This is a genomic window from Actinoplanes sp. TBRC 11911 (assembly GCF_012933445.1).
Classification (GTDB): Bacteria; Actinomycetota; Actinomycetes; order Mycobacteriales; family Micromonosporaceae; genus Actinoplanes.
The window spans coordinates 40,472-52,910 of sequence record NZ_JABBNC010000024.1 but is presented as its reverse complement, the minus strand read 5'-3'; the positions used below and the strand labels follow the sequence as shown (position 1 = coordinate 52,910).

Below are 12,439 nucleotides of genomic sequence, written 5' to 3'. Positions count from 1 at the left end.
CTAGACCCGTCGCCGGCGCTGGAGCTTGTCGGTCAGCGTCGGCGACTGGTATCCGCGGTCACCGAACGCGAGCGTGACGCCGGGCGGGACGATCTCGTCGATCCGGTCCAGGATTTCCGGGGTCAGCGTGACCTCGGCGGCGCCCAGCTGCGAGTCGAGGTGGTCCATCGTGCGCGGTCCGATGATCGCCGAGGTGATCGCCGGGTGCTGCAGCACGAACGCCAGCGACAGGTGGATCAGCGACATGCCGGCCTCGTTGGCGAGCTGGGCGAGCCGCTCCGCCGCGTCGAGCTTGAGCTGGTTGCCCGGCAGCGTGATGTCGAAACGCTGCGGCAGCCGGTCGGCACGCTTCGACTGCGGCAGCGGCGCGCCCTTGCGGTAACCGCCGGACAACCAGCCGCTCGCCAGCGGACCCCACGACAGCACCCCCATGCCGTAGCGCTGCAGCGTCGGCAGCACATCCGCCTCGACGTGCCGGACCAGTATCGAGTACGGCGGCTGCTCGGTAGCGAACCGCCCCAGCCCCCGCTTCTCCGCCGTCCACTGTGCCTCGACGATCTGCTCCGCCGGGTAGGTGGACGAGCCGAACGCCCGGATCTTGCCCTGGCGCTGCAGGTCGGTCAGCGCGCCCAGGGTCTCCTCGTGGTGGGTGTGCGGGTCCAGCCGGTGCACCTGATACAGGTCGACGTAGTCGGTCTTTAATCGACGCAGGCTGTTCTCCAGCTCCCGCACGATCCACCGCCGGGAGGTGCCGCGGCTGTTGGGATCGCCGGTGCCGCCCATCTGGCCGTGCACCTTGGTGGCCAGCACGACGTCGTCGCGTCGCCCGTCGGCCAGCGCCTTACCGACGATGACCTCGGACTCGCCCTGCGAATACACGTCCGCGGTGTCGATGAAGTTGATCCCGGAGTCGAGCGCGGCGTGGATGGTCTTCACGGACATGTCGTGATCGGGCTCGCCCCACGCCCCGAACATCATGGCGCCGAGACAGAGTGGACTGACCTGAATTCCGGTACGACCGAGACTGCGATATTCCATGGGGAAGAAGTTAGTACGTCAAACATCTTTTGCAATCCAGGATGTCTTGCCAGTGACCCGAGGCATCGACCAAGCTGATTTTTGTTGGGCGCCCTCCGCCGCCTGGTGATCCCCCACCGGATCCCCGGCTTCCCCCACCGGCCCGGCGCGGCGGCGGAGGAGCAGCCCACCCGAGCCCGGTTCGGCGCCCCCAATTCCGCCCCGCCAACCCCGTGACGCAAGACCAAGAGGTCGCAATCCCGCCCCGCGAATCCCCGCGAATCGAGACCAAGATGTCGTAGCGGGGTGGGTGGTGCAGACCGCAACTCCCGTCGAGGGCCGGGGCGGGGCGAGCAGGCCGCTGACGCGCCCAGAACGCTCCCCCCACCCCGGCGACCTGCGTAAGTGGTCACCCCCAAACCCACCCGTGCGGGCATTCGCCCCCCGCCGTCCAAACTCCCCACGCCCCGCCATGCATCGTCCGAGCCGCCCACGCACCGCCATGCACCGTCCGCCCCCCACGCACCGCCATGCACCGTCCGCCCCCCACGCACCGCCATGCACCGTCCGCCCCCCACGCACCGCCATGCACCGTCCGCCCCCCACGCACCGCTATCCACCGTCCGGACCCCCCACGCCGCACCATCTATCGTCCGAACTCCCCACGCCCCGCCATGGACCGCGTGGCGCCGGACCGCTTTGTCCAACCCACACAGCTTTTGCGACGCGGCTTCCTCCGGCCACCCGCGAATCTTGATGACTTCGGGCGTCCCGACCACAACTCATCAAGATTCCGGGCTCCGACGCCCACCGAGGTCATCCGAGGCGCGAACGCACCCGTCGTCGCAACCGCCCGCTGGACACACGCGAGACGAAAGCCACGAACCACGCGAAACACGTTCCCCCGTGGGGTGGGTCCACCGCTCCCGCCAAACCAGCTGAACAGTCACCACCATCTACCATCTGGTCAGAGGTGCCCACATTGTGGAACTGTTCAGCTGTTTCTCGCGCCGCTCACGCTCCGATGAGTTGACCTTGCGCGGCGGACCTGCGCGGGCCGTCGCTGTGGGGAGCCGGGACCTTCCGTTCGTGGCGGTTGCCCACACGGGGGTGGGGGTGGCTGCGGTGTGGGGAACCGCAACCTTCTCGGTGTCGCGGTTGCCCACACGGGGGTGGGGGTGGCTGCGGTGTGGGGAACCGCAACCTTCTCGGTGTCGCGGTTGCCCACACGGGGGTGGGGGTGGCTGCGGTGTGGGCAACCGCAACCTCCTCGGCGTCGCGACTCCCCACGCCCGGGTGGGGCGGCCACTGTGGGGAGCTGGGACCTGCCGGGGCCTGGCGGCGTCGCCTCGCACGGGGGCTCCCGGCCGACGGAACCAGCTGAACAGTTACACATTGTGGACGACAGCTCGAGGAGGACGGTTGCTTTACCCGTATTACACGCTTTTGCGGCGGCCGTTTCCGGCGTGATTTCGCAACCTTGGAGAGTTGCGCGTATCGAATTAACTCGCCGTGTTGCTGATTTCGGCCATTCGATCTGCTAAAGGAGCTTCGTTACCTGCGCATTCGCCAAGCGTCGATCGGGTCCTGGTGGACACCGGGATCGGCAACGGCAAGTCCTATCCCGGCACCGCCTTCGACCAATTGGACACGCCGTTCCTCGCGCGGCTCGAAGCGGCCGACTTTCCAGCCGGACTGATCGACGTCGTCATCACGACTCACCTGCACCCGGACCACGTCGGCTGGAACACCCGCCAGGTGGCCGGCAAATGGCTGCCAACCTTCCCGCGGGCGCGCTACCTCATCAGCCGAACCGAGTTCGAGTTCGCCAAGCCCGACCCGCGGCGGCAACGGATCTTCGCCGACTCGTTTGACCCGGTAACCGCCACCGGCCAGCTCGAGCTCGTCGACCTGCGCGAGGAAGGTGTGGAGGTGGCGCCGGGTCTGCTGCTGCGGCCCGCGCCCGGCCACACTCCGGGCCAGCTCAGCGTGGAGGTCAGCGACGCGGGACGATCGGCGCTGATCGGCGGCGACTGGCTGCATCATCCGGCGCAGCTCGCCCGACCCGATTGGGCCTGCTCGGCCGATGTCGAGGCGGAGCAGTCCGAGCGCACCCGCCGTGGCCTTCTCGCCCGGCTCGCCCGCACGGAGAACCTGCTGTTCGGGTCGCATTTCGCCGCGCCCACCGCCGGCCTCGTCCGCGCCGACGGGGACGCGTACCGCCTCGCGCCGGTTCCGCCGGGACCGAGACCGAGCTGATTCCGCCGGGGCCGAGACCGAGCTGACCGCCGGAAAAGGCCGAATCCGCAAGCCTCGGGTACCTGGCGTCCCGAGCTGCCGCTGACCGAGGGCCTCGAGCGCAAACCCGCCGCGAGCGCCCGACTCTTGGGGCCGACGCCCAACGAAGAGCAGTCCACGTGGACTGCCGGAGCCGCCTTACTTCAGCGGTTGGCTGTCCGGGGGCAGCTGCGCGTTGATCAGGGTCTTGGCTGCCGCGAGGAAGCTTGGCGGGATCCGACTGTCGCGTACCAGGGAATACGACGAGGCGCCGTCGAAAAGCATTATCAGCTGCTCGGCCAGCTCGTCCGGGTCGGCGGCGCCCGCGCTTGCGGCCTGGTCGCGGAAGAAACCGAGCACCTGGTCCTTGTGGTCCAGTGCGAGTTGTCGTGCCGGGTGGGTGGCGTCGGGGAGCTCGGCCACCGCGTTGACGATCGGGCAGCCGCGGTATCCGGACGGCGTCGTCTGATTCTGCAGCCAGATGAAAGCCTGAAGGATGCGCTCCGCCGGCGGTGCGTCGTCGTCCACCGCGTCTTGCATGGAGTCATAGTTTGTGTCGCCGATCGTTCGCACGTACTCGGCGATCAGATCGTCTTTGGTGGGGAAGCGCTGATACAGCGTGCGCTTCGAAACCGGTGCCAGGTCGCTGATCCGGTCGACGCCGACGGCGCCGAAGCCCTCCGCGCGGAACAGCTCCGTCGCGCGCCGGACGATTCGCGTCCTGGCCTTGTCTGTCGTGTCGCCCACGCGACCAAGCATAACAACAGGTAAACAGTGCTGTTCACCACAGTGTCGCCACGAAACCCCGGAGAGTATCGGGCTGGTCGATATAAGTAAACAGATCGGTATGATAAGCTGAGTGTCGGTTGTCACCATGCCAATTAAACAGATCTGTGTAATATCTCGGAATGACCAAATTAAGTGCAGGACTCATCGGTACCGGGTCGTGGGCCCAGAAAACGCATGCCCCGGCCTTGGCCGCCCATCCCGACATCGACCTCAACGGGGTCTGGGGGCGCTCCTCCGACGCCGCCGGCCGCCTCGCCGGCTCCTACGGTGCGACGGCGTACTCGGGAGACGACGGCTTGACCGAGCTCATCGAATCCAGTGACGTCATCGCCTTCGCCGTGCCTCCGGATGTCCAGGCGGGCATCGCGGTCCAGGCTGCGCTCGCCGGACGCCACCTGCTGTTGGAGAAGCCGGTCGCCACCAGCGTCGCGGCGGCCCGTGAGGTCGCTGACGCCGTCGCGCGGACGGGTGTCTCGTCCATCGTCTTCACCACCCTGCGATTCACCGAGGAGACCGCGACCTGGATCGGCGAACAGACCGCGAAGGGCGGTTGGTTCACCGCGCAAGGGCTGACCCTATTTCCCGCCGCAGGAATTCCAGGCATCTCTACCCTGACTCCGTGGCGGGAGGAGTCGGGTGCGCTGTGGGACCTCGGCCCGCACGTGCTTTCGGTCTACCTTCCGCTGCTCGGGGACGTGCGTGCGGTTAAGGCGGTCCGGACCGGGCACGACCTGACGCATCTGATCATGACGCACGACTCGGGAGCGTCCAGTTCGGCGACGTTGAGCCTGCAGGCACCGCCGGCGAGCATGGCCAACCAGATGGAACTCCTGGGCGAGCACGGCATTGCGGCGATGCCGCAGGGCGGTTGGAACGATCCGGTGGCCTCGTACCACAACGCCGTCGATGCTCTGGTGACGTCCGTGCGCACGAACACGCCCCATGAGTGCGATGTGCGGTTCGGTCTGCGGATGACCGAGATCCTTGCCGAGCTCGAGCGGGACATCCACTCCGCCGGAGCGTGAAAGCGCCTCCCTGCGCGATAGCCGAGCTGACGCCGAGGAGGCCGAATCGCTAAGCCCGGGAACCTGGCGTCCGATTCTTGGGGCCGACGCTCAGCGAAGAGCAGTCACGTCCCATCCGGCTCAACCATCCCGGCGGTAACCAATGGACCAGTACATGGATTCGGCCTATGACGTTACGGCCCAGATGTTCGGGCCGGACTCCAACATTCCCCCGTGGGCCTGGGCCTTTGTTTTGATCGCCCTCCTCTGGAAGGTGGTCATGCCGCAGACGAAGTCGGTCCGCGAGCTCGCCGACGACCGCGACGCCGAGATGCTGGCCGCGCTCGACAGCGACAAAAGCGACAAGAAGAACAAGTAGCAGCACAAGGCCCGGTGGTTCGCACGACCACCGGGCCTTGGCGGGGGCGCGACGCCAGAACCAGAGGCGGCGTCGTGCCGGGAGGGGGACGGTAAAGCTACGGAGCCACCGGCTGCGGCGGGGGCTGGGCCGCGCCCGTCATGATCGCGACCGCCTCGGACATCGAGTGGGACGCCGGGGTGATGACCGTCGCCCGCTTGCCCAGGCGCTGAATGTGGATCCGGTCCGCCACCTCGAACACGTGCGGCATGTTGTGGCTGATCAGGATGACCGGCAGGCCACGGTCCCGGACGTCGCGGATCAGCTGCAGCACCCGGTTGCCCTCCTTCACCCCGAGCGCCGCCGTCGGCTCGTCCAGGATCACCACCTTGCTGCCGAACGCCGCCGAGCGGGCCACCGCCACGGCCTGCCGCTGGCCACCGGAGAGCGACTCAACCGCCTGCCCGATGTTCTGCAAGGTCGCCACGCCCAGGTCACTCATGTGCCGCTTGGCCTCGTCACGCATGTGCCGGCGGTCCAGCATCCGGAACATCGAGCCCAGCGTCCCGGATCGGCGCTCCTCCCGGCCCAGGAACAGGTTGTCCGCGATGTCGAGGCCGGGGGCCAGCGCCAGGGTCTGATACACGGTTTCGATGCCGGCCGTGCGAGCGTCCATGGGCGTACGGAAATGGACCTGGTTTCCGTCGAGAAAAATGGAACCGCTGTCCGGGATCAGGGCGCCGGACAGGGCCTTGATGAGGCTGGACTTGCCGGCACCGTTGTCGCCGATGACGGCCAGGATCTCGCCCGGGTAGAGGGAAAGGTCGCTGCCGTCGATGGCCACGACGCGGCCGTAGCGTTTGGTCAGTCCGCGAGCTTCCAACACGGGCGTGGTCACGTCTTCACCTTCCTGATCCACTGGTCGAGGGAGACCGCGACGAGGACGAGCAGGCCGATCGCGAAGCCCTGCCACACCACCTCGACGCCGGCCAGCTGCAGGCCGTTGCGGAAGACACCGACGATCAGCGCGCCGATCAGGGTGCCGAGGACCATGCCGCGGCCGCCGAAAAGGCTGGTGCCGCCGAGCACGACCGCGGTGATCGAGTCGAGGTTGTATTCGACGCCGACGTTGGGGCTGGCCGACGCCAACCGGCCGATGAGGATCCATCCGGCGATCGCGTAGAGCAGACCCGCGACGGCGTACACGGAGAAGAGCACGCGCCCGGTCCGGATGCCGGCCAGTCGTGCGGCCTCCACGTCGTCGCCGGTGGCATAGACATGCTTTCCCCAGGCCGTACGCCCGAGCGAGTAAAAGAACAACCCGAAGAGCAAAAGCATGATGATCGACCCGTACGTCAACCGGAAGCCACCCAGAGGGATCGAGTTGCCCGTCCACGTCATCAGGCTGGGCATGTCCGAGCCGCGCACCGTCTCCGAGTTGCTGACCACCGAGTTCAGCGAGAAGAAGATGGTCAGCGTGCCGAGCGTGACGATGAACGGCGGCAGTTTGATCCGGGTCACCAGGAAGCCGTTGATCGCCCCCATCGCGGTGCCGCAGGCCAGGCTGAGCACGAGCGCGATGAACCCGGGCATCCCGGCCTTGGTCGCGAAGTTCGCCATCAGGATCGAGGAGAAGACCGCGATGGCGCCCGCGGACAGGTCGATGCCCGCGGTCAGGATGATCAGCGTCTGCCCGAGGGCGAGCGTGGCGATGACCGTGACCTGTTGCAGGACCAGGGACAGGTTGGTCGCCGTCAAGAACCGGCCGTTGATGATCGAGAAGGCGATGATCGCGACGATCAGGACGGCGAGCGGCCCGAGGACGGGGTTGGCGTGCAGCACGTGTTGGATGCGCAAGCCGAGGGAGTCGTTCCGGCGTACGTCGAAATCAGCAGTGGCAGTGGCCATTTGTCATCCCCAGCAGTTCTGCTTGCCCCACGTGGAGTCCTTCGCGTCCACGCCGGCCTGCGGGTCGTCGGTGATCAGTTGGACGCCGGTGTCCACGAAGTCCTTGCCCGGCGTCGCCTGCGGTTTGGTGCCGTCCTTGGTGTACGCGGCGATGGCGTCCACGCCCATCTGCGCCATCTTGAGCGGGAACTGCATGGACGTCGCGCCGATGATGCCCTTCGAGACGTTGTCGACGCCGGGGCAGCCGCCGTCGATCGAGACGATGACGGTGTCCTTGTCCCGGCCGGCCGACTTCAGGGCCTGGTACGCGCCGGCCGCCGCGGGCTCGTTGATCGTGTAGACCAGGTTGATCGACGGGTCCTTCTGCAGCAGGTTCTCCATCGCGGTCCGGCCGCCGTCCTCGGCACCGTCGGTGACGTCGTGCCCGGCGATCCGCGGGTCGTTCTCGTCGCCGATCTTGTCCGGGTTGCCGACCTGGATGCCGAAGCCGTCCAGGAAACCCTGGTCCCGCTTGACGTCGACGGAGACCTGATTGGCGTTGAGGTCCAGCATCGCGATCTTCGCCTGCTTGCCGTCCTTCGCGAACTTCGCCTTGGCCCACTGCCCGATCAGCTTCCCGGCCTGGTAGTTGTCGGTGGCGAAGGTGGCGTCCGCGGCGTCCGGCGGGTCGACCGGCGTGTCCAAGGCGATCACCAGCATGTTCTGCTCGTGCGCCTTGTCGATGGAGGGCACGATCGCCTTCGAGTCGTTCGGCGTGATCAGGAAACCCTTGGCACCGAAGGACATCAGGTTCTCGATGGCCTGCACCTGGGCCTCGTTGTCGCCGTCCTGCTTACCGGCGAAGCTCTGCAGCTCGAGGCCCTGTTCTTTGGCCGCGGCCTCGGCGCCCTTCTTCATCTGCACGAAGAACGGATTCGTGTCGGTCTTCGTGATCAGCCCGACGACGTCCTCACCGGAGCCTCTGTTGCAAGCGGCGGTCGGCCCCAGGACCAGCGTCATCACGCAGCCGACGGCCACCACCCTTCCGGTACGCATGATCGGGTCCTCCAAATCGATTTAGCCCATCCGACCGCCCCACCCGCCACCCTACGAAGGACTGAAGACTGGACATTGAAAGACAACGTTGTCCCGCAGTAGACGCCCGGGTTCATCTCATGTCAACAATGAGTGGCCAACTTGTTGCGTTCGGTGATCGACATCGACGGGAGTCGACAAATGACGCAACGACCGACCATGAACGACGTGGCCAGGGCGGCCGGCGTCAGCCTCAAAACCGTGTCCCGGGTGGTCAACGGCGAGACCACGGTCGCGCCCGATCTGGCCGCCCGGGTGCGCGCCGCCGTCGCATCTCTCGACTATCGCCCGCACCTCGGCGCCAGCATGCTGCGCCGCCAGGACCGTCGCACCCGGACCATCGGGGTGCTGCTCGAGGACGTGTCGCATCCGTTCTCCGCGGCGGTGCACCGGGCGGTGGCCGACGCGGCTCACGACCGCGGCGTCCACGTGCTCACCGGCAATCTCGACGACAGCCCGCAGCGCGAGCGGGAGCTGGCCGAGGCGTTCGGCAGGCGGCAGGTGGACGGCCTGATCCTCGCGCCCACCAGCGATGACCAGCGGCATCTCGGGATGACTCCGGTGGTCTTCGTGGATCGGGAGGCGTCCGGCGTCGAAGCCGACACGGTGGTCTCGACGAACGTGGCGGGGGCCGCCGGAGCCGTACGCCACCTGGTCGCCCACGGACATCGGCGGATCGCCTATCTCGGGGACTTTTCGCGGCTGCCCACGGCCCGGGACCGTTTTCGCGGGTATCGCAAGGCGCTCGGCGAGCGGGCCGGTCCGGTGGTGCACGACCTGCACGACGCGGTGGCGGCGGAGAAGGCCACGATCGCGTTGCTGCGCGGTCCCGAGCCACCGACGGCGATCTTCGCGGGACAGAGCCGGATCACCGTCGGCGTGGTGCGTGGGCTGCGACGACTGGACCGGCAGCGGACGGTCGCGCTGGTGGGCTTCGACGACTTTCCGCTGGCGGACCTGCTCGACCCCGCGATCACGGTGGTGGCGCAGGATCCGGGCCGACTCGGGCGTACGGCGGCAAACGTCCTTTTCGAACGGATCGAGGGCTATGCCGGACCGCCGCGCGAGATCAGGATTCCGACGACCCTGATCCCGCGCGGCAGTGGCGAGATCGCTTAGGGGAAGGTGGTCACCGTACGGGGAACGACCTGATCGGCCGTGGCCGCCGCACCGATGTTGTTGACCACGTGGTCGATCGTGCCGGAGGCGAGCGAGATGGTGAAGATGTTGTGCAGCTTCACCCCGCCGTTGACCGGCGCCTGGAACCCGTTGGCCGAGTGCACCGCCGGGTTGTTCTGGAAGAACGCGTAGCTGCCCATGCCCCAGGCCTCGTGCGTGCTCACGCTGTCCGCGACCTTGTACGCCGGGTAACCCGTCCCGTCACTGCGCCAGGCGGCGTTGGACGGCGGGTCGTACGGCTGCTCGTTCTGCAGGAAGTACGTCCGGCCACCGTTGCCGTTCCAGAGCACCTCGGTCTTCTGATAATGCTCGACGAACAGCCCGTACGCCGTGACGTTGTTCCCGTTCACGATCAGCCCGCTGTCCGCGGTGTTGACGTTCCACCCGAACGTGCCGCCGTTGCCGTGGTCGGCCCGCCACGCCCAGATGTGGTCGATGATCACGTTGTTGCTGTTGACCAGCAGGCTGTTGGTGGCCTTGCCGGCGATCGAGCCGCCGATCCGGAAGAACACGTCCTGCACCGTGGTCGGATTGGAGGCGTGGCTCGTTCCGCTTGTTGACGGCCCGATGACCAGCAGGTTCGCCGAGTTGGTGGTGCCCGCGTCGAAGAGGATGCCGGCGACCTTTACACCGTCCACATCGGCCACCTGCATCGGCGTGACCCCGTTGTCCGGGATGATCGTCGCGTAGCCGAGGCCCATCACCACGGTGTTCGCCCGGGTCACGTTGATCGTCTGGTTCACGTGGTAGACGCCGGGCTGGAAGATCAGGTTGAGACCTTGTGCGAGCGCCGCGTTGATCGTCGCGGCACTGTCGCCGGGCTTGGCGACGTAGAAGCTGGTCAGCGGCAGGCTGGTGCCCGGCGTGTTGCCGTTCACCCAGGTGGGACCATTGGCATTGGTCTGCAGGTTCGGCACGAAGACGGCGTAGTTGCCGCCGGTCTGGTACAGGTACGGCTTCTCCCGGATCACCGGGGTGCTGCCGATCACCGTGTACGGCGGGGTGGGGTAGCTGGCGGCCGGAGCGCCCTGCACGCCGACGAACATCTGGTTCCACACCGCGTTCGAGTTCGACCCGATCTGGCTGTTGCGGGTGAACCACTGCTGCTGCGAGTACTGGCCCTCGGTGCCGCTGATCCGGGAGTCGGCGATGTAGCCGCCGGACGCCCAGCCGTAGCCGTTCGGAGCCAGGTTCACGCCACCGTGGACGTCCACTCGGCGGAACGGCGCGGCCTGGCTCACCGCCCAGCGATCATCACCATTTACCGGATATAGCGATACATTTTCGATCGAGCGCCAGAAGTTCTGGGTGGCGTTGCCGGCCATCCAGCCGGCGTCGACCGTGACATCACCGTTGATCCGCACGTCCTGCGGGTTCTGGCCCAGACCGATCACCGACGTGTAGAAGCCGACCTGGATGTTGAGGCCGTTGTAGGTGCCGGGCTTGAACGCCAGCACGTACCGCCGGGTGCCCATCTGGTCGCGCTCCTGCTGGGCGAAGATCGCGTCGGCCTGGCTCTGGATGCTCGCGCTCGACATGCTCGGGTCGAAGACGATCACGTTGGCGCCGAGGCTGCCGCCGCCACCGGTGGGCGGCGGATCGGTGGTCGTGGTGCCTCCGTAGACCTTGAACTCCCAGAGCGAGTAGCCGTAGCCGGTGGTGCGCTGCGTCCCGTACATCCGGACATATCGCCCGGATCCGCTGACGGTCAGTGACTGGTTGCCGCCGGTCGAGGTGGTGGTCGAGTAGATCGACTGCCAGTCGTTGGTGTTACCTGTGTTCGACACCTGGATCTGGAACGCCTTGGCCGCGGCGGTCTCCCAGTTCAGCTCGACCCGGGTGATGCTCTGCGTGCTGCCCAGGTCGACCTGCAGCCATTGCGGGTCGCTGGCCGCCGACGACCAGCGGGTGCCGAGGTTGCCGTCGACGGCTTCCGAGGCGAGGTAGGCGCCGGCCGCTTGAGTGGACGACGCGGTTGCCGGTTTACCTTGCGACAACAGGGTTTCGGCGGCACTCGCACCGGTGGCGGTGACGGCCGTGAACCCGGCGACGACGCCGGCGACCAGGCCACCGATGGCGGCGAGGCGCCAGGGGGAGCGTCTCCGCGGGGGTGCGGAGTTACTGGGGATGGTCATTGCTTCTCCTCGGGCGGGGAACTGCAAGGGGGACTGCGTGCACCCTCGGGGAAGCTTCTCCACATGTACGGGGAGAGCGCTCCCCCGTCATCGAAGCTAGGGATGGGTTTCCCGGCTGTCCAGGCCCGAGCGAGGTTCCGGAACCAATCGATAACCGTTGCGGTCTTGCGCCCGTAACCAGGGTGGGCCGTCACCGCAGCTAGATCGCCTGCGGTCGATCCCTCGGGCGTCGATAACACGTTCTCCGGAACCGGTTCCGGCAGGAAACGAAAAAACCGTCCTTCCGGTATGTGTCGGATTTATCGCCCGGGAAGCGCTTCCCGGCTCCGCCATCGAGCCGAGCGCTCCCGCCATCGAGCCAAGCACTCCCGCCATCGAGCCAAGCACTCCCGCCGTCGAGCCAAGCGCGCCCGCCGTCGAGCCAAGCGCGCCCGCCATCGAGCCGAGCGCTCCCGCCATCGAGCCGAGCGACCGAGGGCATCTCATACGATTTGTCGGACATCGGCCACTAACCCTAGACGAGTGTCCTAACCGTGGTTGTAGGCGGTGCGTGCCCTGGTCACGGCCGGCCGAGGTGGTCCGGGCCGCGGTCGACGTGGCCGGTGGCGCGGTTGTGCCAGAGCTGAGGCGCTGTGGTGATCCGCTCACGGCCGAGCGTCCCACTATGTGGGACACCGCCGGCCACATCATGGATTTTT

General features: G+C 67.2%; 10 protein-coding genes. 4 read left to right on the top strand and 6 right to left on the bottom strand.

The features are described 5' to 3' along the window. Positions 1-1,038 carry an aldo/keto reductase gene (locus HH310_RS27895; protein ID WP_169178639.1) on the bottom strand — a complete coding sequence of 346 codons (1,038 nt, stop codon included), beginning with the start codon at positions 1,036-1,038 and terminating at the stop codon, positions 1-3. Positions 1,039-2,607: 1,569 nt separating this feature from the next. On the opposite strand from HH310_RS27895, the gene HH310_RS27890 reads away from it, so the two are divergent. Next, positions 2,608-3,276: an MBL fold metallo-hydrolase gene (locus HH310_RS27890; RefSeq protein WP_169178638.1), complete on the top strand. Its 669-nt coding sequence runs from the start codon at positions 2,608-2,610 to the stop codon at positions 3,274-3,276. Between the two features lie 177 nt (positions 3,277-3,453). On the opposite strand, the gene HH310_RS27885 is transcribed toward HH310_RS27890, so the two are convergent. Continuing rightward, positions 3,454-4,167 (bottom strand): TetR/AcrR family transcriptional regulator, encoded by a 714-nt coding sequence (locus HH310_RS27885; protein ID WP_169178637.1) that lies wholly within the window; start codon positions 4,165-4,167, stop codon positions 3,454-3,456. Positions 4,168-4,202: 35 nt separating this feature from the next. Here HH310_RS27885 and HH310_RS27880 point away from each other — a divergent pair, with 35 nt between their 5' ends. Continuing rightward, complete coding sequence (locus HH310_RS27880; protein ID WP_169178636.1) at positions 4,203-5,108, top strand: Gfo/Idh/MocA family protein; 906 nt, start codon at positions 4,203-4,205, stop codon at positions 5,106-5,108. Positions 5,109-5,262: 154 nt separating this feature from the next. Continuing rightward, positions 5,263-5,466, top strand: coding sequence for a hypothetical protein (locus HH310_RS27875; RefSeq protein ID WP_169178635.1), 204 nt, complete (start codon positions 5,263-5,265; stop codon positions 5,464-5,466). Positions 5,467-5,563: 97 nt separating this feature from the next. Here the strand turns inward: HH310_RS27875 and HH310_RS27870 are convergent, their stop codons facing one another. The 3 genes from HH310_RS27870 to HH310_RS27860 are packed head-to-tail and all read right to left on the bottom strand — an operon-like array spanning position 5,564 to position 8,388. Continuing rightward, a complete protein-coding gene (locus tag HH310_RS27870) occupies positions 5,564-6,343 on the bottom strand; it encodes an ATP-binding cassette domain-containing protein (RefSeq protein WP_169178634.1) in 780 nt (259 codons plus the stop codon). Beyond that, positions 6,340-7,353: an ABC transporter permease gene (locus HH310_RS27865; RefSeq protein WP_169178633.1), complete on the bottom strand. Its 1,014-nt coding sequence runs from the start codon at positions 7,351-7,353 to the stop codon at positions 6,340-6,342. The genes HH310_RS27870 and HH310_RS27865 overlap by 4 nt, the downstream gene beginning before the upstream one ends. 3 nt (positions 7,354-7,356) lie before the next feature. Continuing rightward, a complete protein-coding gene (locus HH310_RS27860) occupies positions 7,357-8,388 on the bottom strand; it encodes a sugar ABC transporter substrate-binding protein (protein ID WP_169178632.1) in 1,032 nt (343 codons plus the stop codon). A 180-nt stretch (positions 8,389-8,568) separates the two neighbouring features. Between HH310_RS27860 and HH310_RS27855 the strand changes: the two genes are divergently transcribed. Continuing rightward, on the top strand, positions 8,569-9,546 hold the full coding sequence (locus HH310_RS27855; protein WP_211192706.1) for a LacI family DNA-binding transcriptional regulator: 978 nt from the start codon (positions 8,569-8,571) through the stop codon (positions 9,544-9,546). Here the strand turns inward: HH310_RS27855 and HH310_RS27850 are convergent. Beyond that, positions 9,543-11,741 carry a discoidin domain-containing protein gene (locus HH310_RS27850; protein ID WP_169178631.1) on the bottom strand — a complete coding sequence of 733 codons (2,199 nt, stop codon included), beginning with the start codon at positions 11,739-11,741 and terminating at the stop codon, positions 9,543-9,545. The two genes, HH310_RS27855 and HH310_RS27850, sit on opposite strands and share 4 nt — an antisense overlap. Positions 11,742-12,439 lie beyond the last annotated feature (698 nt).